Annotated in this window: 21 protein-coding genes; 3 read left to right on the forward strand and 18 right to left on the reverse strand. The window is 47.7% G+C overall.

Annotation, left to right across the window (positions count from 1 at the left end):
- Positions 1 to 100: 100 nt before the first annotated feature.
- The 3 genes from ABIC22_RS02935 to tkt form a co-directional block, all read right to left on the reverse strand.
- Positions 101 to 1,456, reverse strand: coding sequence for a glucose-6-phosphate isomerase (locus ABIC22_RS02935; protein ID WP_354478108.1), 1,356 nt, complete (start codon positions 1,454 to 1,456; stop codon positions 101 to 103).
- A gap of 184 nt (positions 1,457 to 1,640) precedes the next feature.
- A complete protein-coding gene (gene ppnP, locus ABIC22_RS02940) occupies positions 1,641 to 1,958 on the reverse strand; it encodes a pyrimidine/purine nucleoside phosphorylase (protein ID WP_095289203.1) in 318 nt (105 codons plus the stop codon).
- Between the two features lie 145 nt (positions 1,959 to 2,103).
- Positions 2,104 to 4,146, reverse strand: coding sequence for a transketolase (tkt, locus tag ABIC22_RS02945; RefSeq protein ID WP_127538225.1), 2,043 nt, complete (start codon positions 4,144 to 4,146; stop codon positions 2,104 to 2,106).
- A 422-nt stretch (positions 4,147 to 4,568) separates the two neighbouring features.
- Here tkt and ABIC22_RS02950 point away from each other — a divergent pair, with 422 nt between their 5' ends.
- Positions 4,569 to 5,051 carry a hypothetical protein gene (locus ABIC22_RS02950; RefSeq protein WP_127538224.1) on the forward strand — a complete coding sequence of 161 codons (483 nt, stop codon included), beginning with the start codon at positions 4,569 to 4,571 and terminating at the stop codon, positions 5,049 to 5,051.
- Positions 5,052 to 5,122: 71 nt separating this feature from the next.
- On the opposite strand, the gene purU is transcribed toward ABIC22_RS02950, so the two are convergent.
- Positions 5,123 to 6,016, reverse strand: a complete 894-nt coding sequence (purU, locus tag ABIC22_RS02955; protein ID WP_127538223.1) for a formyltetrahydrofolate deformylase — start codon at positions 6,014 to 6,016, stop codon at positions 5,123 to 5,125.
- A gap of 22 nt (positions 6,017 to 6,038) precedes the next feature.
- The gene (locus ABIC22_RS02960) at positions 6,039 to 7,166 is read right to left on the reverse strand and encodes a deoxyribonuclease IV (protein ID WP_110821347.1); all 1,128 of its coding nucleotides are present in this window, start codon (positions 7,164 to 7,166) and stop codon (positions 6,039 to 6,041) included.
- A gap of 167 nt (positions 7,167 to 7,333) precedes the next feature.
- On the opposite strand from ABIC22_RS02960, the gene ABIC22_RS02965 reads away from it, so the two are divergent.
- On the forward strand, positions 7,334 to 7,804 hold the full coding sequence (locus ABIC22_RS02965; RefSeq protein ID WP_095360610.1) for a DUF2621 domain-containing protein: 471 nt from the start codon (positions 7,334 to 7,336) through the stop codon (positions 7,802 to 7,804).
- A 148-nt stretch (positions 7,805 to 7,952) separates the two neighbouring features.
- Positions 7,953 to 8,864, forward strand: a complete 912-nt coding sequence (locus tag ABIC22_RS02970) for a TIGR01777 family oxidoreductase (protein ID WP_354478113.1) — start codon at positions 7,953 to 7,955, stop codon at positions 8,862 to 8,864.
- On the opposite strand, the gene ABIC22_RS02975 is transcribed toward ABIC22_RS02970, so the two are convergent.
- The 13 genes from ABIC22_RS02975 to ABIC22_RS03035 form a co-directional block, all read right to left on the reverse strand.
- Positions 8,853 to 10,664: a DUF6382 and FHA domain-containing protein gene (locus tag ABIC22_RS02975; protein ID WP_354478115.1), complete on the reverse strand. Its 1,812-nt coding sequence runs from the start codon at positions 10,662 to 10,664 to the stop codon at positions 8,853 to 8,855. The genes ABIC22_RS02970 and ABIC22_RS02975 overlap by 12 nt on opposite strands.
- A 56-nt stretch (positions 10,665 to 10,720) precedes the next feature.
- Positions 10,721 to 11,233 (reverse strand): A24 family peptidase, encoded by a 513-nt coding sequence (locus ABIC22_RS02980; RefSeq protein ID WP_127538303.1) that lies wholly within the window; start codon positions 11,231 to 11,233, stop codon positions 10,721 to 10,723.
- 19 nt (positions 11,234 to 11,252) lie between these two features.
- Positions 11,253 to 12,284 (reverse strand): TadE/TadG family type IV pilus assembly protein, encoded by a 1,032-nt coding sequence (locus ABIC22_RS02985; RefSeq protein WP_354478118.1) that lies wholly within the window; start codon positions 12,282 to 12,284, stop codon positions 11,253 to 11,255.
- A 31-nt stretch (positions 12,285 to 12,315) separates the two neighbouring features.
- Positions 12,316 to 14,544: a hypothetical protein gene (locus ABIC22_RS02990; RefSeq protein WP_354478121.1), complete on the reverse strand. Its 2,229-nt coding sequence runs from the start codon at positions 14,542 to 14,544 to the stop codon at positions 12,316 to 12,318.
- Positions 14,525 to 15,199 carry a TadE/TadG family type IV pilus assembly protein gene (locus tag ABIC22_RS02995; RefSeq protein WP_127538218.1) on the reverse strand — a complete coding sequence of 225 codons (675 nt, stop codon included), beginning with the start codon at positions 15,197 to 15,199 and terminating at the stop codon, positions 14,525 to 14,527. The genes ABIC22_RS02990 and ABIC22_RS02995 overlap by 20 nt, the downstream gene beginning before the upstream one ends.
- A complete protein-coding gene (locus ABIC22_RS03000) occupies positions 15,183 to 15,371 on the reverse strand; it encodes a Flp1 family type IVb pilin (protein ID WP_095289191.1) in 189 nt (62 codons plus the stop codon). The genes ABIC22_RS02995 and ABIC22_RS03000 overlap by 17 nt, the downstream gene beginning before the upstream one ends.
- Before the next feature lie 11 nt (positions 15,372 to 15,382).
- Positions 15,383 to 16,252: a type II secretion system F family protein gene (locus tag ABIC22_RS03005; RefSeq protein WP_354478125.1), complete on the reverse strand. Its 870-nt coding sequence runs from the start codon at positions 16,250 to 16,252 to the stop codon at positions 15,383 to 15,385.
- Positions 16,253 to 16,264: 12 nt separating this feature from the next.
- On the reverse strand, positions 16,265 to 17,026 hold the full coding sequence (locus tag ABIC22_RS03010) for a type II secretion system F family protein (RefSeq protein ID WP_127538216.1): 762 nt from the start codon (positions 17,024 to 17,026) through the stop codon (positions 16,265 to 16,267).
- 21 nt (positions 17,027 to 17,047) lie between these two features.
- Positions 17,048 to 18,352 carry a TadA family conjugal transfer-associated ATPase gene (locus ABIC22_RS03015; RefSeq protein WP_127538302.1) on the reverse strand — a complete coding sequence of 435 codons (1,305 nt, stop codon included), beginning with the start codon at positions 18,350 to 18,352 and terminating at the stop codon, positions 17,048 to 17,050.
- The gene (locus ABIC22_RS03020; RefSeq protein ID WP_354478128.1) at positions 18,352 to 19,572 is read right to left on the reverse strand and encodes a nucleotide-binding protein; all 1,221 of its coding nucleotides are present in this window, start codon (positions 19,570 to 19,572) and stop codon (positions 18,352 to 18,354) included. The genes ABIC22_RS03015 and ABIC22_RS03020 overlap by 1 nt, the downstream gene beginning before the upstream one ends.
- 179 nt (positions 19,573 to 19,751) lie before the next feature.
- Positions 19,752 to 20,135, reverse strand: coding sequence for a VOC family protein (locus ABIC22_RS03025; RefSeq protein ID WP_127538214.1), 384 nt, complete (start codon positions 20,133 to 20,135; stop codon positions 19,752 to 19,754).
- Between the two features lie 234 nt (positions 20,136 to 20,369).
- Positions 20,370 to 21,233 (reverse strand): DUF6612 family protein, encoded by an 864-nt coding sequence (locus tag ABIC22_RS03030; protein ID WP_354478131.1) that lies wholly within the window; start codon positions 21,231 to 21,233, stop codon positions 20,370 to 20,372.
- 96 nt (positions 21,234 to 21,329) lie between these two features.
- A complete protein-coding gene (locus ABIC22_RS03035; protein ID WP_354478134.1) occupies positions 21,330 to 21,752 on the reverse strand; it encodes a thiol-disulfide oxidoreductase DCC family protein in 423 nt (140 codons plus the stop codon).
- Positions 21,753 to 21,851: the final 99 nt, after the last annotated feature.

Below are 21,851 nucleotides of genomic sequence, written 5' to 3' on the forward strand. Positions count from 1 at the left end.
TGCCTTGGTTTAAACATCCGGGATCACTGCATTTTACCTCACAATGAAACCCGGGTGTCATTACACATGCCTTATTTAACTATATGAGTCAAACCATGAATTATTCAGAAAGTCTCGCTTCAAGCGCTGCTTTCTCTTCTTCAAAGCCTGGTTTGCCCAGCAATGCGAACATATTTTTCTTGTAAGCTTCTACTCCTGGTTGGTCAAACGGGTTGACGCCCAGCAGATATCCGCTGATGCCGCATGCTTTTTCAAAGAAGTATACCAGATATCCGAAAGAATATGGAGACATATCCGGAATATTCACAATCAGGTTTGGAACTTGGCCATCTGTATGTGCAAGCAGCGTGCCTTGGAACGCTTTTTTGTTGACGAAGTCCATTGTTTTGCCTTCAAGGAAGTTCAGACCATCGAGATCATCCGGATCGGCTTCGATCGAAATATGCTCGGATACTTCAGCTACCTGAATGACGGTTTCGAAAATGTTCCGGCTTCCTTCCTGGATGAATTGACCCATGGAGTGCAAGTCCGTGGAGAAATCAACAGATGCAGGATAGATTCCTTTGTAATCTTTACCTTCACTCTCTCCGTAAAGCTGTTTCCACCACTCGGATACAAAGTGCAGGGATGGCTCGTAGTTTACGAGGATTTCTGTTCCTTTACCTTTGCGGTACAGTGCGTTACGAACAGCAGCATATTGATATGCTTCATTCTCAGCTACATTCGGGTTGCTGTATTCTTTGGATGCGTCAGCTGCACCTTGCATCATTTCTTCGATGTTAATGCCAGCTGTAGCAATTGGCAGCAAGCCTACTGCTGTCAGTACCGAGTAACGTCCACCTACATCATCCGGAATAACGAAAGACTCGTAATCTTCTTCGTTCGCCAGTTTTTTCAGTGCGCCGCGCTCTTTATCTGTTGTAGCATAGATACGTTTGCGTGCTTCTTCTTTACCGTATTTTTTCTCCAGTGCTGCACGGAAGATACGGAAAGCAATGGCTGGCTCGGTTGTCGTACCGGATTTGGAGATAACGTTCACGGAGAAGTCTTTGCCTTCAACCAGATCCAGCAAATGAGTTACATAGGTGGAGCTGATATTGTTTCCTGCGAAATAGATTTCAGGCGTTTTGCGTTTATCTTTTGGCAGGTTGTTATAGAAAGAGTGTGTCAGCATCTCAATCGCTGCGCGTGCACCCAGGTATGAACCACCGATACCGATAACAATCAGTACTTCGGAATCACTTTGGATTTTGGCAGCCGCTTTTTGAATGCGGGAGAATTCTTCCTTGTCATAAGCGGTTGGCAGGTCAATCCAGCCCAGGTAATCGGATCCGGTTCCTGTTCCGTTGTGGAGCTGCTCGTGAGCCAGACGAATCGGTTCAGCGAAATAGTCGACTTCATGCTGGTTTACAAATTGCAAGGCAGTGCTGTAATCAAACTTCACTTTTTTTGCCATGATCTAAAAACCTCCTGATATCGGTAGCTTATTTTTCCGTTTTCCATTCAAACAACTTAGCATAAGGATACTTCAAATCCACGGGGCTGACAAGCTTGCAGCTTGAACTTTGTCACTTCAAATTCAAGAAGCAAAAAGGGTAAACCAAACCCGCTGATTGCGGGTTTTGGCTACCCTTCTTGTATTATTCCGCCGGGTACGAGCAGCAGTAGTCGGTAACGCTGCGTATCTCCAGTTTGAATTTGGATTCGGCAGGCACGTGGAACGTAGCTTGACCTTGAATCTCTTGCCAATCTTCTTCTCCGGGAAGCAGTACTCTCAGATCGCCGGACAGAATCTCCATGATTTCACGGGAATCTGTACCGAACTCATAGCTGCCTGGGAGCATGATGCCCAGAGTCACTTTGCTGCCATCCCCCAAAATAACCGTTCTGCTGGTTACCTGGCCATCATAATAAATGTTGGCCTCTTTTACTACACTGACTTGATCAAACTGTGACATGCGTACCCGCTCCCCCTGAAGTTAATGAAAACAAAAGGCAAAACAGATCAGGATGAATTCTCATCCTTACTCTGCCGGAAATAACTTTGCTGCTACGAACCGAACAAATGAGTTTGTTCGATTCGTAGCAGCATTTATCAAGCTATTACAGCAATGCTTTTACGCGGCTAACCACGTTATCAACTGTGAAGCCATACTCTTCGATAACACGGTCGCCAGGCGCGGAAGCACCGAATGTGCTGATTCCGAGAATGTCGCCTTGATCTCCAACATATTTCTCCCAGCCCATTGGATAAGCCATTTCAATGGCCAAACGAGCTTTTACATCTGGAAGCAAGACGGATTCTTTGTAAGCTTTGTCCTGTTTCTCGAACAGATCCCAGCTCGGCATGCTGATTACACGAACTTGGATACCTTGTTCAGCCAGTGCAGCTTGAGCTTTGACAGCCAGTTGCACTTCGGAACCTGTAGCGATGATTTGTGCTACAGCTTTGCCGTCTTTTGCATCGGAAACAACATAAGCGCCGCGTTTAACGTTCTCACGGGAACCTTCTACTGTTCCTTCCAGGATCGGCAGGTTTTGACGAGTGAGTACGAGTGCAACCGGGTTGCTCTTGTTCTCAAGCGCATAAGCCCATGCAGCAGATGTCTCATTACCGTCAGCCGGACGAATAACCGTCAGGTTAGGAATGATACGCAGGGACGCGAGTTGCTCAATTGGTTCGTGTGTAGGACCATCTTCACCAACAGCGATACTGTCGTGAGTCAGGACGTATGTCACAGGCAGACCCATCAGGGAAGCCAGACGAACAGCCGGACGCAGGTAGTCAGTGAACACGAAGAATGTACCACCGAATACTTTCACACCACTGTGCAGTGCCATACCGTTCATTGCACCAGCCATACCGAATTCACGGATACCGAAGTAGATATTGCGGCCAGAGTAATCTTCTGGAGCAAAGTTTGCAATGTTGTTCAGGTGTGTCATTGTGGAGCTTTCCAAGTCAGCAGATCCACCAGTCAGATGAGGCACGTTATGCGCCAAACCGTTCAGTGCGTTACCGGAAGCAACACGAGTGGAAAGAGCTTTGTCTGTTGCAGCATATTTAGGCAGATCGCGGTCCCAACCTTCTGGAAGGTCACCGTTGATTGCTGTTTCGAACTGAGCTGCCAGCTCAGGGAATGCTTTTTTGTACTCGGCGAATTTCTCGTCCCAAGCTTTGTTTGCGGAGATACCACGATCTTTGACTTGAGCAAAGTGATCGCGAACTTCAGCTGGTACGTGGAAATCTTCCTCGTAAACCCATTTGTAAAATTCTTTGGTCAGTTTCGCTTCGTCAGCACCCAGTGGGGAACCGTGAGTACCGCCGTGGCCGCCTTTACCTTGTTTGTTCGGGCTACCATAACCGATAACAGTTTTCACTTCGATCAGTGTAGGACGCAGTGTATCTGCTTGTCCTTCCTGAATTGCTTTTTCGATTGCAGGCAGATCGTTACCATCTTCTACGCGCAGCACTTGCCAGCCATAAGCTTCGAAGCGTTTTGCGATGCTTTCGGAAGAAGACAGGTTCAACTCACCATCAAGCGTGATGTCGTTGGAGTCGAACAACATGATCAGTTTACCCAGGTGCAGACGTCCGGCAAGGGAAGCTGCTTCGTGGGATACGCCTTCCATGAGGTCACCGTCACCACAGATTGCGTAAGTGTAGTGGTCGATAACGTTGAATTTATCCTTGTTGTATGTCGCGCCCAGTTGTGCTTCAGCCATAGCCATACCTACAGCCATTGCAATACCTTGACCCAGTGGGCCAGTCGTAGCGTCAACACCTGCAGTATGTCCGAATTCCGGGTGACCCGGAGTTTTGCTTCCCCATTGGCGGAATTGTTTCAATTCTTCCATAGGAAGATCGTAGCCGCTCAGGTGCAGCAAGCTGTACAGCAACATGGAACCATGTCCTGCAGACAGCACAAAACGGTCCCGGTTAACCCAAGTTGGGTGGTCCGGGTTATGTGTCATCGTTTTTGCAAAAAGTTGGTACCCCATTGGAGCGGAGCCCATAGGCATTCCCGGGTGTCCCGATTTTGCTTTCTCGATTGCATCAATTGCCAGAGTACGTACAGTTGTAATCGACAGGTTGTCGATTGTGTTGTTCTCATCCTTTTGAATCGCTTCGTTCTTGTCAGTCATGGTTTGTCCTCCTCATGTCTTTAGATAAGTCGGGTGCGCAAGCGAATCCCTCTCATCATACAAGCAAACCGTATATAACAATAAGTGAATCCGCTTGAATGTTTCATTTTGACTTATTCACTTTTGTATTGTATCACTTGGCGTGAAGCTTTTCCATAACCTTCTTTTAGAAGTTCCGGAAAATTCGGTTGTTTGTGGGTGAGGCGGGTTTATTCCGGCGCAGAATAAAAGGTGTTGGGTAGAGCATCTAAGCCCATGTCCGGCTTGGCAAGCCTCGCTAATCCATCGGATGAAGTATAACCTTTAACCGGAAAACCATACACTTTTTACAGTCCTAAGTTTTTTTCATAGGGTATCATTCATGTTTCTGATTCGAAATCCCTAGGGCTGTGTTACTCTCAGAAAGAAAGGAGGCTTGCCGCATGCCAGGACCACATATACAGCCAAAGTCGTCAAATTATCCATTACCCTGGATTGCAGGGACGTTAACAGGCATCATCACCGGTTTATTTCTTGGTTTTTTCCTTAAAGTGGTTCAGGCTTACACGGGTGAAAAGGTGTATACCCTGCTGCTGAATGTTGATTTTGTGCCCTGGCTTCCGCCCATTTTGCCTGAATGGTTCGAATTTACGCTTCATCTTCTTGTTTCTGTAATCATCGGCCTCTTCTACTTCTGGTGGATTCAACGTTCCGATTTCCCCTTGGTTAAAGGCGTTTTGCTCGGTGCATTCTCTTCCCTGCTGTACATTCCGCTCTCTCTGTTATCTGTACGAGTTCCAGGCTTAACGGATTTCAAGGCCATATCGCTTTGGATCATCGGACACCTTCTATTTGGTATTTTCCTTGGCGTCTGCGGACGGATATGGAAACGACAAAAAGGCGATTCCCATTCAGCTCACAAATAGGAAGTCGCCTTTCTTATCAAGGCCGATTCATATGGTCCCGAATCAACCTTGCACAGTATTAAAGCATCAAGCTAAAATACAACGGTTTTGTTTTCGTGAACCAGAATCCGGTCTTCAACATGCCATTTCACCGCACGTGCAAGTACAACGCGCTCAATGGTACGTCCGATCCGTTTCAATTCGGTCACGTCATCTCCATGGCTTACACGCTGAACGTCCTGCTCGATAATCGGCCCGCCGTCCAGTTCTTCGGTCACATAATGTGCTGTTGCTCCGATAATTTTAACACCACGATTGTACGCCTGTGCATACGGTTTGCCACCCACAAATGCCGGAAGGAAGGAATGGTGGATATTAATAATCCGGTTGCGGTAATGTTCGATGAACATTGGAGAGATAATCTGCATATAACGCGCAAGAATAATGACATCAATATCGTTACCGATGACGTCCAGCTGGCGCTGCTCTGCTTCTTTTTTCGTATCAGCCGTTACCGGTATATGATGATAAGGAATGCCGAATGATTCCACATAATCCTTCATATCCAAATGATTGCTTACCACGAGAGCAATATCAGCATCAAGGTCTCCGGCCTGCCATTGCCACAGCAATTCAACCAGACAGTGATCTTCCTTGGATACAAAGATAGCGAGTTTCTTCTTGCGGCTTACCGCAGAGAGAGACCATTCCATCTTGAAGCGCTCCGCCACTTCCGCAAAATCAGCTTCCAGCTTGGCGAGACTCGCTGTCAGTTCCGGAAGATCGAATTCAATACGCATGAAAAACATGCCGCCAGCCGGGTCCATGGTGTACTGGTCAGACTGAACGATGTTTGCACCATGCTGGTGCAGGAAATGTGATACGGCAGCTACAATTCCTGGACCATCCGGACAGGAAATAAGCATCCGCGCCCGATCGGCGCGGTTTTTGGAATCAGGACGTGCTTGTTTTGCATGAATCTCCATCGGGCTATTCTTCCTCCTTCAATTAAGCCGTGACCAGCAGTTCTTTTCCTGCAAGCCAGGCGATCAAACGATGATTCAGTTGCTCTTCATTCAAATGCGGGAACAACGCTGCTTCCGCTACCAGATCATACAATCGCTCCAGCGGTTCACGCGGATCAGCCTTTTTGGCTTTTGCATCATTCTTGAGCAGCGTCCAAACGTCAAGAATATAGGAACGCGAGTCAATCTCTTTCCCTTGGAAGAAGTGCTGCAGCTGCTCCACCTCTGTCAGGAATTCCGGACCAAACCGGCCACTCACATCTCCACGAAGCAATGCAATTTCCACCTCGTACATTGGGCGTTGTGTCTTGGCTTCCTTCCCGATCCAAGGTGTCTCCAGAATAAATGGACGTCCTTGAAGCGCCTCGTGATGAACGATACGGTTAATCGCTTCAAAACCAATCCAGCCGGAACCAATCGGTGTATGACGGTCCTTACGTGCACCTACAGCATTCTTACTATCATTAATATGCATTACGGTAATGCGGTCAAGCCCTACCGTGCGATCAAACTGCTCAAGCACACCATCCAGATCATTCACGATATCATAGCCTGCATCATGAATATGGCATGTATCCATACATACAGCAAGACGTTCGTTGTGCGTAACCTTCTCCATGATCTGTGCGATCTCTTCGAAGCTTCGACCCATTTCGGTCCCTTTTCCAGCCATTGTTTCTAGAGCAATCTTTACATCGGTCTCTTTGACACCGTCGAGCACTTCATTAAGCCCCTCGGCAATTCGTCCAATACCATAATGAGCATCCTTATCCGTAAAGGCGCCGGGATGCAGCACAATATTTTTGACACCAATGGCATGCGTGCGGCGAATTTCTTCCTGAAGGAAGCTTACAGCCAGTTCATACGTGTTTTCTTTGTAGGAACCAAGGTTAATAATGTATGGCGCATGGACAACAATATCTTCCATCCCGCCCTCTTGCATGGCAAGCTTGCCTTCCTCGATATACATGGACTCAATAGGCTTGCGGCGCGTATTCTGCGGTGCACCCGTATATATCATAAACGAACTGGAACCGTACGAGGACGCTTCCTTCGTTGCACTCAATAATCCCTTGTCCGAAAAGGACACGTGGGAGCCGATTTTCAGCATCATTGATCCCCCTTTTTCTGAATTATCCCTTATTCTAACGCGATTATCGAAATAAATCTAGAAATGCGCTATAATTCGGGTTACAGGCTATTTTTTACAGCTAATTTGGAACATGGTGGGCGGAATCCGTCTTTCCGTGAAAATCAATGAACCGAGGTGACTCCGCAATGATTTTCGGCTCCTACGCTATGACGTTAGTCAGCAGTTCCCCCAGCAATTGGTTTATGAATACGATCGCATTCTGGACATTTCTTTTGCTTGGCAGCATGTGTATCGGTGGATTTTTTATGATGCGCAAGTTTTTGAAAGTGCTCCCAAAAGCGGACGGCAAATCCAAACTGGATTGGCAAAATTATTGGGTCGAAACAAGCCGCCACTTGTGGACGGATGAGGCCAAGGCTTTTCTGGATCAACTCGTAGAGCCTGTGCCCGGTCCGTTTCGCGATATAGCCAAACATTCAATTGCAGCAGAGATTGGTAAAATTGCTGTTGAAAACAAGGCAACCGAGGTGTCTCGAGATCACTGCATCAAAGGATACATTATAGCCACACCGAAGCGTGATAATAAGTTTTTAGTCAAATTTTTGGAGAAAAACCAAATTGATTACTCGCCTTATAAACATCTGATGAATAAATAAAAGAAGTTTCCATTGTGGACGGAATCGCATACTCATCTCCAACACACAAGCTCCATCAGGTAAGTCATTCGCAGACAGGCATTGCTTACCGCCGGGGCTGTTTGTTGATCCGCCATATATGAAATTCACAATACAGGAGGGCTGAAGCATGAAAATTGCCATATGTGGAGGAACAGGATTTGTGGGAAGTGCACTCGTAGATTACTGGCTGCAAGCAGGTCATCAGGTTCAGATTATCACGCGCAGACTGCCTGATCTTCATGATCCCGGTGAACGCCTTACATATATATCATGGGAACAGCTTGAAGAAAGACCTCATCTACTGGAAGGTTTGGATGCCCTGGTGAACCTTGCCGGGGAAACGCTGAATCAGCGCTGGACGACCAAGGCCAAGCTGGAAATTGTGGAATCGAGAGTAACGACAGTATCCAAGGTAGCCCGGCTGCTGTCTAAACTTGAACATAAACCGGAAGTTGTCGTGCAGGCATCCGCCATGGCTATTTACGGAACCTCTCTGTCGGAGACATTTGATGAAAGTTCCCCGCAAAAATCAATGAACTTTCCGTCCCGGGTTGCCGAACAATGGGAGATTGCTGCAGATGCAATCCAAGATGTGAGACTTGTCAAAATTCGTGTCAGCCTCGTACTTGGTCATAAAAGAGGAGCCTTTCCGTTAATGAAGCTGCCATATATGCTTGGCGTAGGCGGCAAAATTGGCAGTGGCAAACAGTGGACGACCTGGATACACATATTGGATATTGTAAGGCTTATTGATTTTACGATACATAATAAGGAAATCTCGGGTCCGGTGAACGCATCCGCTCCGAACCCCGTGACCAATGACGAGTTTGGACGCACAGTTAGCAAGGTCTATCATCGTCCTCACTGGTTCCCGGTCCCCGGTTTCCTGATTAAAGCAGTGGTCGGAGAACTCTCTGTTGTATTGCTCCAGGGGCAGCGTGTCATTCCGCAGAAGGCTCTGGATTACGGGTTCCAATTCACATTCCCAACCTTAACCGATGCGCTGGAAGATTTGAAGCATCGCGGATTATCCGACTGAACGGTAGGTATAGACGGATTCTGCCAGCATAAAGGTATCCCCGTCTTCCAGTGGATATTCTTTATAGGGTGCAAGAGGCTTACCCTGCAGTAAGGTGCCATTCACAGAACCCAGATCCTTAATGACATAGCCCGATTTGTTCCTGCTCAATTCCACATGAGCACGGGACACACCGGTTGTTGAATCCACCCATTGAACCATCTCTGCCGATCGGCCGATAACAAAAGAGGCTCCCTGCACATCCATCCGCTCATTCCGGTTACTTGCCCCTAATCGGCGTTCCAGATAAAAGGATGGCGTTACTGGATCGGCGCCCTTTGCTGCTTCCCCAGTCATACTTTGCAGATTTACTGTTGCCTCCGTTCCAGATTCAGTCCGAATCAGCTCAGACGTTGGAGCAGTAATATGATCGAACTGCTGTTGGATCATGATTGATGATTCTGGTTCTGATTCTGGTTCGGTATGTAATCGTTGAAAGCGCGAATTCAGAGTTGTACTGGCAATACTGGCATACCCCGGTGCAGGTGGGTCATTGTTAGTCTTCCACTCTGATTGGTTCCAGCGCCAGCTCTCTTGATATAATTCCTCTGCTTCCTCTTCATTTTTAGTTCGCTTATGACCTAAATTAAGAAATGAAGCTTGATCAATCCTTCTGAGACCTGCCGCTTTGGTTATGCCGAATTTCCCTTTGCTAATCCAGGCCCAGCCTGCAACCGCAAGTAAGGCGACACTTAGAACGATGGATATTATCATAGGTGTCTGCCCGGGCTGCTCCATATAAGCGAATCTCCATACCAGGGCTATACCGACCATGCAAATAAGAATAATATACGTCACTTTCGACGTTCCAGTCTTTTGCTCCATTTCCATGTTCTCATCAAATGTAATTTCGTTAGATTTGTTCACCACTGGATCGGTCCTGTCTGCAAAAGGAGATGAGCCTTCTCTAGAAGGACGTGTGCTCAGGAAGTTTGGACTTAACTTGTTACTGTTCGACCCTTCCTGTTCCAATACTTGATCCAGCTGTTGACGAGAATTGGAGTACGTATCAGGCCGCATTTTGTCTTGGTCATGCTTCGATCGGGCATGTTGTCTATGTAAACGTGGCAATTGTGCAAACTCAGGTTCAGATTCAACATAAGCAGAACGTTCGTTCACAGTCCCATTCTCCCTAGGTTCGTTGACACGGGAAGACAAAAATGTTGAGCTACCGTGCCCTGCTTGTTCATCCGCGTAGAGTTCCAGTAACAATTCCCGCAGCTGTCCAACATCCCACCGTTCGTTATCACATAGCTGCAGAACCCGCTGAATGCCTTCACCTTGCAACTCCTGCACATGAGCCATCAGCCGGATGACCAGTTCACGGAATTGCGCCGGAGTCGGATCCACAACCACAGAATCCTGAATCGGTACATAAACCATGCCCAGCTCACCTTGTTCCAGTGAACCTTTTACAAATATGCTCTCTTCCTGCAGCATCAGCTTACGGGGTTCGAGCATGTATTGACGGCATTCCGTGAACGTGTCTGCGAGTTGAAACAATAGACCGTACAGCACACGCAGTTTAATTTTGCCTGCCTTTAGGAACTGGGATAACATTTTATACCCGGAAATATCATATTGAAGAGTAACGTTGCGATCCATCTCACGAATGTGGAGCGGAAGCAGGCGTGGAATATCATTGGCGGACATCATCCCCGTCTGTACACGGCTTAATTCGTCCATCCGTAATCCTTCGGCTTTTTCCAGAACCATAAATGCTCCGCCGTTCCGTATAAAATCTTTCGTTAATCCATACATGCCAATCCTCTCTTTCCGGTGTAAATTCAACTTCTACTTTCTTTTCTTGTATCAATCTATGAAATCATATAAACATAGGCACTGATAAAGCCTGGCAATACAGCCAGCATGAACGGGAACTTGAGCGTTTTCTCCTTGCTGACCAGTTTGAGTGAACCGAGCATGAAAAAGCCTGCAAGCCCACCGGCCATGTTACGAATCCGTTTGGCTGAATCCCTTCGGAACAACAGAATAATTAAGCCAATTGCCCCGGCATATAGAACGGAATACACAACAACGTGAATTCCAAAAGAAATACCCGTCCATGCTCCAATCCCGCCAAACAGTTTTACATCTCCAGCTCCTACTGCTCCGATCGCGTACATCACCAACAAAATGCCAAAACAGGCTGCGAACCCCGCGGCAGAGAAGATCAAGCCTTCCCATCCATCCCATATCCCATGGGCCAGCACACCTAGAACGGTTACAGGCAAGGTCAGCAGATTCGGAATTTTCATGGACCGCACATCGGTTACAAAGGCAGTCACCACGTATAGGCCACAGGCTGCAATGAACCATTCCACCCCCATCACTCCTCTATCCATATCACTATTTTCTCGATGCTACATTAAACTCAGTTGTTGTCTTACTGCCATCCGCTGTTTCCACTACAAATGTCCAGGTCCCTTCCGTCGTTCGAGTACCTACAAACCAGTTCCACTCAATCACGCCATTCTCATCCGCTGTAGCCCAGCCAATATGTTTCGCTGTACTTTCTCCCGACTTATAAAATATCGTCAGGTTTGCAGTGGCCCCTGGTTCCACCTGAACCTTGATTGTTGCATTATTCCCTATGTAAGCAGGCTCTGGCTTGGATAACACGGTTATTGAACCTGCAGCGTCTCCATCGCCCTCATTACTATTAGAACCTTCTCCCGTATCTCCAATCCATACGCGCTCAGCGGCAGCAGCCTGAATCCGTAATGGTTTGCCGAGGAAAGGCACTTTAATCGGCAGTTCGTAACTGAGCTCCAGCCTGAAATACGGATTTGTTTTGTTCTTGAGATCCGGCACAGATATCCCGTTAACATGTATACGCTCCATATCCAGCAATTCCGGATCTATAAAAGGTTGGAGCAAGGGTTTTACAGCTGGATCAAGTACAGTCTCCATAACCGAAGTCTTAATCTCCTGCAAAGGTTGATCCCCACTGGCTGCAGCCGCACGCACCCAATTGCTTAGCGGATCCGGCAGAGCCGAGGCATACTCTTCAGCCCATTCCGTTAAAGACAACTCTGGTATGCCCCAGCCGCTTCCCTTCTCTCCACCACCAGCGGAATCCGATGGAGTGAAGACAAGCGAAACTGGATAGATCTTGGTGGAGAGCTGCTTTACGGCTTCACCCGCTGTACTTTGCAGGGCTGTCGAGATCAGTGTCATTTGTACGATGTAGACAAGGAACATGACAAAGAACAGAAACACAGGCAGAACGAGCGAAGCTTCCAATACGATGCTTCCCTGTTCCTTTTTTGAGGAGCTTGCCTGCTCCGGCAGAGATTTCAATTGTTCCATTTTGCGCAACCGTGATAATCGAAGCAGCCATCGCGCATATTCTTTTTGGTCTAGCTCCTGCTTCTCCATAATCCCTCCACCTGAAAAGGTACGGCTTGATTCAATAGGAATAATCCGTCCTCCGGTCTATGAATAATCGCCCATCTTCAACCTGGTCTGCATTCCCCATAACTGCACCTATACTTTTGATCACCCCTGGCAAAAACCATAACTTTACACTGCTGCGTATGTTCCCTGATGCATACGTTTGTTTTTCATCGGGATTAACGCCCGTATTCAGCCGAATCAATGCCAGCATTCTGGACATTTTACGTTCATTGTTACTGTGCATTAAAAGGAATAGTCTTAGATGGTCCCTGTATGTAAGCTTAACCTTGATATATTTGGACAACTCCACACTGCCCTCTTTGGAGAGCTTCACCATATCCGCTATGGCGTGAGTAATACCGTATAAAATTGCAGCCGATAACACCAGAAGGGGATTACCTAGTTTACTGTTCTCAATTAATCCTTCTGCGGTTCGAATCGCCAAACGCATACCAAATATTTCCGCATATGCAGCCGCAATGTTGCCTGAAGAATTGTGAAACCCGTAAATGATATATTCCAGCTCCTGATTCTCCAGTTTGAAGACCTCACTCGAATCCCCGCTCCCCTCAGTCCAATCGAGCAGCTGTCCAAAATCCATCGAATTGAAATAAGCGAGTGCATATTCATTCTGGAATAATTCATCCCCTAGACTATCCAGCAGGCCAGACATCCCGCCAAATAAACTGTCCATTCCATTCATGGCCTCACCGCCTGAATCGTAAGGATCGCCTGCAATTTCCGCCTTTTTGGCCTCCTCCCGGCTAGCCTGGTTAAATGCAATGTTGGCATTATAATATTGCTCCAACTGCTTGAATGCTTCCGTTGATCCGGAATGTCCATTTTCGATCTGTGACAATATGCGCTTTATGTCCTTTAATTTTGCCTTGGACTCCTTGTCGTTGGCCTTGCGCTGCGCATCAGATCCCCGACCTTCCTCAAGCAGCTGTTTGCTCTGAAGAATGACATTGGAGGCACCACTTCGTACATAAGAGTCCATGTATCGTTCTGTGACCTGACTTGCCTGTCTCACAGCAGGCTTAACAGGCACACCGCTCTGACCCGTCACATTGCGAAGCTGTGTATTCAGCTCAAGGCTGTCTTTTCTAACCTGATTAAAGTCTGAGGTTTGGGAGCGGATATGTTCTTTTAACTTATCAAACAATGAATCGGCTCTCACCAACTCAGAGGCAAGTGAACGTGTATCTTTGGCTTCGCTGCCTGATCCGGTAGATGGTGGACTCTGCCCAGGGAGGTTTGAATTCCCGACTTTTTCATAACTCGCATTCTGGGAACGGTTCTCCCCTTCAGCGATAACCCGCTTCATTTCCTCATTAAGATTACGCGCTTCATCAATTAGAGTCTGGGCTGTCTCGAGCTTCATCTGATGCGCCTGTTGTGCCGGCTGCAGAACCATACTTATACCGGTAACCACATTACCAACACCTGTCCGGTAACGAGCCAGCTCAAGGATATACTGCTGCTGGTTGAATGGTAGTCCTTCGTCTGCTTGTTTCTTGCTTAGATAATCCGTATAACGTGCTGCGATCTCGGCAGCAGTCTCCGGCGTTTCTTCCATCATTTCATCGTAAATGGCAGGTGAGGGAGGGCTCATGATCAGAGCAGGGAGATCTTTCAATGTATTGGCTGAATCGGTCTGATTGGCTATCGCCTCATCCAGCAAATCCTCACGCTTGTCATATAGCTTCTGCAATTTCTTGAGCAAGTCTACGGTATGCGCGGCTTCTTTCATTTCCTCTGACATTGGCTTGAAGCGATTGACCACCTCTAACGTAAAGTCAACCGGAGCCCGATATTTCATGTCCTCCTGAATCTGGCGATTGAAGATATCATACCTGCCCAATTCCCGCTCCATGCTCAGGGTGCTTGTATCCCACTGTATATCCAGAATGGGGAATCCATCCTTCACAGCCGATGGCTTCACACTATCATTCAGTACCTTGGCCATAATGGCTTCACCACTGCTGTCTCCATAACCAAACAACCCATATTCCCGGAGTGACGTGTCGTATGCAGACATTACCGATCTTAATGCTGCATGAGCCATGCGTTCTGATTGAACTTTGAAGGCTGCTATCCGGGCATAATCAATGAATACGGCGACAAACATATAGATTCCCGCCAGGATTAAGATCAAGAACAGGGTCACAGCACCTGATTCACCGTCTTTTTTTCTGAACAGCGCTGCTCTCCTCCTCTCTCTACTTTTTGGTTTTTCCAAAATGCTGCAGGACCTGTCCTGCTTCAGCTGCTGTACCGGTTGCCTCGCCGCCTTTCCCTTTGAATTTGGCAGCATAATAACGGACCAGATCCACCGTTCGGATAAATTCCGCCGGCTCGACAACCGCTGATGAACCTTGCGTCAGAACACGGTCACCCGAATCAAACAAAAAAGAAGGAAGAGGCAAAGAAATAACCTGCTCCAGCTTGGTCGTAACTTTTCGCTGTATCAAGGAGTTCTGATACTCGATCGTTCCACGCATCCCACCTGGCATGTTCTGAACGGCTTGGGATAGCTTCTGTTCAGTCAGACTCCCGCCTTCACTAGCAGGCACGGGAACACTAATCTGGTTATCCGCGCCAGCCCAGCCAAACAGAGCTCCGAGCAATCGGTCATCCGTTAATCTCCAGTAGAGATTGTCATGCTCACCTGCCGCTACTTCACCTGTCATGGCCTGCTTGTGACTGTTATCCCAACTGTAGGCGGCTCGTTCCGATGCTGCATAGGCATGCTGGTTCAAAAAGGTTTTTTGATACATGTACATCGTGAAAAACAGAATTAGCACGAGAATAAACAGCACGACCGGGAAGACCAGGGAAGCCTCGATCGTGAAGCTTCCATCTTCCCTTTTGAATCGTTTACTCAAAGAATTCATCACTCTTTTTGCTAACTTGACCAAGTAAACGAGTTACCAAGGTTTTAATTTGATCTTTGAAAATCAAGGCAATAATAATGATGACGCCAATAATCAGAATTAGCTCCAGCGTACCCAGACCGTCCTCTTCGTTCCAAAATGTACTTGCTTTGCTTTTCAATATCTCCTGCATTTCCATTCCTCCTACATATTCATCATCATAAAAGCAGGTGCTCCGATCATAACCACAATCGTAAAAAAGATCAGAACCATCGGAAACACCAGTTTGGAAGATGCCTGTTCTCCCTTCGCCCGACTGACAGCCTTGCGTTTCTCCCACAACACATGGGACAGATCCCGCAGCGCGAGTACAAAGTCACCTCCCCCACGGCGGAAATTCAGCAGGACTGTCGTCGTAAAAATCGTAACTTCCTGCACACCACAGCGGCGGCTGAACTGTTCAAACGACTGTTGAAAAGAGTATCCATTATTCCAATCACCGACCGTCTTCCGCAGCTCGTTGTAGAGTGGATGGTCTCGCTCTCCCTGACTTGCAACACAGTGAACGATAGCCCTTTGTACGGTTTCCCCTGCCCCTACAAGCAGGACAATCCGGTTTAACAGCTCGGGCAGCTCCATAAGAATATCCTGGTCTCTTCGCTGTACCTTGGTATGAAGATCTTTATAGAGTGCAAAAGGCAGTGCAACCGCGAGGGCAAGCCCGCCTAACAGACCTCCATTTCCGATATCGCCAACGAGTGATAACAGACAGCCCACAAGTAGCATCAGCCAGGCATACGTCAGCATTTCAGCACTATAAAGCATCGTTTTCTCTCCGCTGTGCTGTATGCCGTGCATTTTCTGGACGGCATGCTGCATGCGGTACATCAGCACAGGCAATCTTCGGCCTACCTCATATCTGTCCAGTAAAAACAGAAAGGGTCCATGCAGTTTTTTCAGACGTAAGCCTTCCATATGAAGTTTGCGCAGATGGCGGTAGGTATGTCCTCGCGTTCGATCCAGCACCAGCCAGCCTGCTCCGAGCACCCCTCCGAATATAACGGGAAGCAGCATCGAATCAGCTCCTTATACTTTGATATCCATAATGCGTGTAATCCACAGATAACAGCAGGCGAGCACTACCAAAGCCACGCTGGAGATCAGATATCCCATACCGCTATACAGTGGTTCCATGAAATCCTTGGCCGTCAAATTCAAAAAAATAAGAAAAATAAAAGGCGCGGCAAACATTGCCTTGGACTCAAACCTTTTCTGTGCCACAGCGACCATGATATCCTGCTGGATGTCCAGCTTCTCGCCAATCACAGCAGAGGTTCGGCGAACCACCTCGACCAGGTCTCCACCCGTCCGCTTGCACGTGATGAATACATCTGCGAAATTCGTTATATCCTCGATGCCAGCCCGGTCAGAAAAGTCCTGCAGCGCCTCCTCAATCGGTTGACCATATTCCATTCTTGTCCGCAAAATAGTGAACTCCCGAATGAGATCGGTATCCGCTTCAGGATTGAGCATTCGCAGATCTTCTACCGATTCCTTAAATCCATTTTCCACGGATTTCCCCGCAGCCAGTGCGGAGGATAACGCGTATAACGCTTGTTTAAAATGTAAACTCAGTGTCATTCTTCTTCGTTCCAGCAGTACCTTTGTCCAGTGCTTTGGCACCCATATGCATCCCGCAGCCAAGATCACCCCTGCCAGCCAGTGGTGATAGAACAAAATACCGACACCGAAAAATAGCAGTCCACTAATCAACATGCAGACGGTTCGTTGTCTACCGGATAGCGTGTATACGGTATAATCCGTTAACACCTGCCTGGACTCACCCAACCTAATCACCTTCTAACCGCTTCAATTTACCTTGTTATCCGAATCTTCTAATTCCTTGTGGTACCGACCTATGTATTCACTCAGCCACTCTCCAAGCCCGGCCATTTGGATTTTCTCAATCCGCTTCAACTTTCCGACCTGTACCAACCCTCCAATGATCTTGCCTTCCCTTTCATCCCGCTCCTGGAAACGAAAGAGCGGATTCAGCAGTACCTCCCCGTCCTTCATGCCAATGACTTCACTGATTTCCGTCACTCGCCTTGAACGGTCTCTCAGCCGTGATAGATGAACGAAGATATCAATTGCTGAGCTGATCTGCTGCCGCACAACCGAAATAGGAAGCTCTGCCCCGCTGAGTACCATTGTCTCCAATCTGCTGATCATGTCCGAGATGTTATTGGCATGCCCTGTAGATAACGAACCGTCATGACCGGTATTCATGGCCTGCAGCATATCAAGCGCCTCTGCCCCACGCACCTCTCCGATTACAATCCGGTTGGGTCTCATCCGTAGTGAAGACTTGATCAGATCCCGGATGGAGATTTCACCCTTGCCCTCGGTATTGGCGTTCCGCGTCTCCAGCGACACCAGATTCGGCACCGTGACAATCTGCAGCTCGGCGGAATCTTCAATCGTAATAATCCGTTCATCCGGAGGAATAAACTGTGATAATGCATTCAGAAAGGTCGTTTTCCCTGACCCGGTCCCGCCCCCGATGAAGATATTGAATTTGCTGCGCACCAACTGCTGCAGCAGCTCTGCCGCTTCCTCATGCAAGGCACCTTTTCCAATCAGGTCCGGCATGGTCATCGGTTCACTTGGGAACTTCCGAATCGTCATGGTGGGACCTTTTAGCGCAATCGGCGGCAGCACAATATTGACCCGCGAACCGTCCTTGAGCCGCGCATCCACAATGGGAGAAGACTCATTCACGATCCGGTTCACCCCAGAGACGATCATCTGGATAATATCCTCCAGCCGTTCTCTGGATTCGAATTCGAGCTGAATTTGGCTAACTTCCCCTTCCTGCTCGACAAAGATCTCCCGGTGACTATTAATCATAATCTCCGTAATGTCAGGATGATCCACCAGGGGTTGAAGAATGTCCAACCCGCGAAACGAATCAAACAGCCTCTGCACCAGCGCATGTCTTTCTCCAGATGTCAGGTCATCCAGTTCCGGATCAGATAACACCTTGCGCTCAATCCCCTGCCACAGTTCCTTGTCCCCGGCTGAAGACGTTAAGTCAAGGCCTGCCCTGACTTCGCGGCGCATGTTCTGAAATTGTTCTTCCCGGTCCAAAACTCTATGGGATGCATCACTCATCATGCCCACCCCTCTCCCTTATGGAGGCGCCCCGTCTGCTTCAGATCATCCTCTCCGTCCTGTACAAGCATGGCACACAGCTTTTTTACCTCACGCTGAAATATGGGAGAGCTTAGCAGTACTTCCTCCTGGTGAAGCTGCTTCCAGGAAGGGATATACGGCAGCACTGCATCCAGCTTCAGCTCAGGTCGTGGAACGGCATTGACTATGCTGTCTCGGTATTTGTTTACCACAAAGCGGGCACGATCCAGTACACGTTCAACCAAGTCAGGCTCAGTCCGCTCAGCATGCGCCAGCCATTGGCCCCAGCGGTGCATGGCAGACAGGTCATCTTCAACCAGCCATACCAAGTCATCTGCCGCTTTCAAAATGCCTCGACTGCGTTCGTCCCAACCGGAGTCTCCATCCAGAATCAGCACGTCATATTGCCCGGAAGTAGACAAATAATGAACGAGCCCCGTCGTATCTTCACACGACATCTGCAGCAGTTCCTTCCGGTTGGATAATGGCCAGAACACGTCTGCCTTCAGTCCATCATGACGAAGCACGTAACCATCTATTCCCTTGGAGGGAGCCTGCGTAGTCACCTGCCCGTGCTTGCCCGATTCCTTCCTCCCGACCTTGAGATCATACAGCAGTCGGGACAGCCCGGTTTCGGCATCCGGAACACGCTGTACACTTCGGGATAATCCCTTCTCCAGGAATGGCAGCACGCTATCCAGCGTCTCCAGATTAAGATAGAGCACGGCGTAGCCTGCCAGTCCGAGCTGCTTTGCCATATGCAGTGCCACTGCTGTCTTGCCGCTTCCTCCCGAAGCTGACACCACTCCAAGGGAAAGGGTTTGCTGTCCTGGACGGTGCACCTTTTTGCGACGAGGCTGCCGACTTGTATTCAGAACGGTATCCAACAATGCAGGCAGAGGTTGATATTTCATTAAGCGCTTATCTTCCGCCACCTCCTCATGACCTTCACTGAGAAGCAACCAAGGCACACCCGGACCTTCACCCATACTTTCCAGCCAGGGATTCAGAAACTCAGGTTCTGCAATAACCAGATCTGGAAGTTCCTTTCCTTCATGTTCATGCATATACTCCTGAAACGATTCCCACTGTGAAAAGGCGGTAAATCGCATTGCTGCACCAAATGAACTCCCCTGAACAAAATCAAGCCAGGCACTGACATATTCCTTGTCTTTTGAAGCAAGTACCGCCTTCAGCACGATCAATTTCTCCTCCCTCCCTGTAGAAAAGCACAAAAAAACACCGACCATGATCCGCATGTATTATGCAAGATTATGGACGGTGCTTCCGTCACGTGCTATGAATGTATGGATAATATAGCATACAATTTCTGGACGAGCAAGAGATTTATATAATTAACAATCTGATGCTTCCATTCTTATGATTGATAAGGTGCATCAAATTCAATAATGTTACGATCCGGGTCAAGAATGAAGATCTGTGCGAATCCTGCAACACTATCCGGTCTTGCTTCATACTCAATCCCCTGCTTTTCCAGCCAGGCTATCGTTTCGTTGTGACTTTTCACCCAGATGGCAAAGTGACCATCCGTCGTATCAATTCCCGCCTCACGCAGTGTATGTCCTTCCGGATGCTGGAGCAGATGCAGCTGCTGACTGCCAATCGCATACCATGTGCCTGTAGAGCGGAAAGGCGGACGTTCAATTTCCTGCATACCTAGCAGTCCGGTATAAAATTGTTTGGCAACATCCAGATCACGCACTGCCAGGCTAACATGATGTATATGAGCATATTCAATCATCGCGTAATTCTCCTTCCAAGTCATATGATATTAATAGAAAAAGTTAATCGCTTACACGACTATACTATACCTTTGTGCTTCCTGACCAGTTGTAGAAAAGAGAAAAACACCTTCGATCCAAGCAGGTAACCTCTCTGGGTTCACACAAACTTGAATCAAAGATGTTTTCAAATAGAACCACGTTGCATGGATTCAAAAAGGGATGTTTTTGCTTGTAGCAAGCTTGATCTCTCCCTACTTCGCGCTGTCCAATGCTTCCTGTGGAATCTCAATCTCTTCTACCTGGTTATGGTTGGAGAAGGTGCTGGTCATCTTCATGTCCATGGTCATTTTCTGGCCTTCCTGCTCCATCTCCATCACCATATTCACGTCGGTACCAACCGGAAGATACGTCTCCTTGTTCACCATATATTTCATTTGCATACTTGTAATATTCATCTGTTCAAGCATCGCTTGTGTCTGGGCGTCCGTTCCATTCTGCTCCATGACGGATTGAGCCAATTCCTTCACGTTATCACCCGATACGTCTGCAGTAATGACATAATTGTCGCCCTCTTCGGTGATCTTGGTATCTTCCGCAATTTTATTGAATTGGTCCAATTCTTCTTCGGGGTTCAGGCTTGATTGCATTTGCTCAATCAGCTGCTTCGTTTGATCATCAGGAATTTTAACCCATTGATCTCCCACCTGCGAATAGATGGCATCGGAAGTAATGTACTGCTTCACGTTTTGTGCTTCCTGCCCGGACATTTCCATGTTCATCTCTTGATAGATCATCATTGGATCCTTGATGATATCCATCTTCATTGTTGTTTTTACCTGCTGATCCTGTGACTGTTCGCCAGCCTCCAGCTTCAAATTCTGATCAATGGTTGCATCGCTCGAGAAGCTTTTCATTTCCTTGGCTGCTTCATTCGTTTTGGTAATCAATTCTTCCAGTGTAGGGATCTGTGTTTCCTGCTCTGCAGGTGTATTCCCCTCGTTTGTCGCTTCGTTGCCAGCCGGCGGCGTTGCAGTGCTGTTATCCGCATCGTCACCGCATGCTGTCAGGCTTACTGCTAATAATGCCCCGATAATGAATGTCGTCCACTTCTTCAACTGTTTGTCCTCCCAAAATAGATGTGATCCGTATTCATTACCCAAATGTTTCCTTTATTAATCATGTTTGTGGTACATGCGTTGCTCTAGTACGATTTACAAAAACCGATTCTTGATCTCAGGTGTCGGCAGCATACACGCTTCGTCCTTGCCAAACCACCGGTAACGATTACGGGCTACCCAGTTATACACGGCATTTCGAATGAATTTGGGCACAATAATAAAGACATATAATAATGGATACGGAAATTTCAGACCTTTGGCCAGCCGCAGTGCAGCTGTCGAACGTGTATAGTAACGGCCCTCTTCGATAAGTACAAACGTATCCATGCTGTCTGTAGAAAGATTTCCTTTCTTCAGCAAGTCCTTGGCTACATCAGATTGGAGCGATGCAAAATGATATTTCCCTTCCGGATCACGTTTGATAATCCATTTGGTTAATCCTTGGCAAAAGTGACAAACCCCGTCCACGAGTACAATTGGGTGTCCCTCATGCTCATTCGCTCGAATTGATGTCATAATTGAAGCCTCCTCATTTATGCTGTTAGATTAACTTACCCACTTTTCACCTTCACGTTCGGCTATCCCCAGAATTTATACGACTCAAAGGAATAGAAT

It is taken from the genome of Paenibacillus sp. PvP094 (assembly GCF_040546835.1).
GTDB classification, from domain to species: domain Bacteria; phylum Bacillota; class Bacilli; order Paenibacillales; family Paenibacillaceae; genus Paenibacillus; species Paenibacillus illinoisensis.

Excerpts from the sequence above, each read along its gene's own strand:
- ABIC22_RS02935 (WP_354478108.1), bottom strand. The coding sequence starts at position 1,456 with ATGGCAAAAAAAGTGAAGTTTGATTACAGCACTGCCTTGCAATTTGTA.
- ppnP (WP_095289203.1), bottom strand. The coding sequence starts at position 1,958 with ATGTCACAGTTTGATCAAGTCAGTGTAGTAAAAGAGGCCAACATTTAT.
- tkt (WP_127538225.1), bottom strand. The coding sequence starts at position 4,146 with ATGACTGACAAGAACGAAGCGATTCAAAAGGATGAGAACAACACAATC.
- ABIC22_RS02950 (WP_127538224.1), top strand. The coding sequence starts at position 4,569 with ATGCCAGGACCACATATACAGCCAAAGTCGTCAAATTATCCATTACCC.
- purU (WP_127538223.1), bottom strand. The coding sequence starts at position 6,016 with ATGGAGATTCATGCAAAACAAGCACGTCCTGATTCCAAAAACCGCGCC.
- ABIC22_RS02960 (WP_110821347.1), bottom strand. The coding sequence starts at position 7,166 with ATGCTGAAAATCGGCTCCCACGTGTCCTTTTCGGACAAGGGATTATTG.
- ABIC22_RS02965 (WP_095360610.1), top strand. The coding sequence starts at position 7,334 with ATGATTTTCGGCTCCTACGCTATGACGTTAGTCAGCAGTTCCCCCAGC.
- ABIC22_RS02970 (WP_354478113.1), top strand. The coding sequence starts at position 7,953 with ATGAAAATTGCCATATGTGGAGGAACAGGATTTGTGGGAAGTGCACTC.
- ABIC22_RS02975 (WP_354478115.1), bottom strand. The coding sequence starts at position 10,664 with ATGTATGGATTAACGAAAGATTTTATACGGAACGGCGGAGCATTTATG.
- ABIC22_RS02980 (WP_127538303.1), bottom strand. The coding sequence starts at position 11,233 with ATGGGGGTGGAATGGTTCATTGCAGCCTGTGGCCTATACGTGGTGACT.
- ABIC22_RS02985 (WP_354478118.1), bottom strand. The coding sequence starts at position 12,284 with ATGGAGAAGCAGGAGCTAGACCAAAAAGAATATGCGCGATGGCTGCTT.
- ABIC22_RS02995 (WP_127538218.1), bottom strand. The coding sequence starts at position 15,199 with ATGAATTCTTTGAGTAAACGATTCAAAAGGGAAGATGGAAGCTTCACG.
- ABIC22_RS03000 (WP_095289191.1), bottom strand. The coding sequence starts at position 15,371 with ATGCAGGAGATATTGAAAAGCAAAGCAAGTACATTTTGGAACGAAGAG.
- ABIC22_RS03005 (WP_354478125.1), bottom strand. The coding sequence starts at position 16,252 with ATGCTGCTTCCCGTTATATTCGGAGGGGTGCTCGGAGCAGGCTGGCTG.
- ABIC22_RS03015 (WP_127538302.1), bottom strand. The coding sequence starts at position 18,352 with ATGAGTGATGCATCCCATAGAGTTTTGGACCGGGAAGAACAATTTCAG.
- ABIC22_RS03025 (WP_127538214.1), bottom strand. The coding sequence starts at position 20,135 with ATGATTGAATATGCTCATATACATCATGTTAGCCTGGCAGTGCGTGAT.
- ABIC22_RS03035 (WP_354478134.1), bottom strand. The coding sequence starts at position 21,752 with ATGACATCAATTCGAGCGAATGAGCATGAGGGACACCCAATTGTACTC.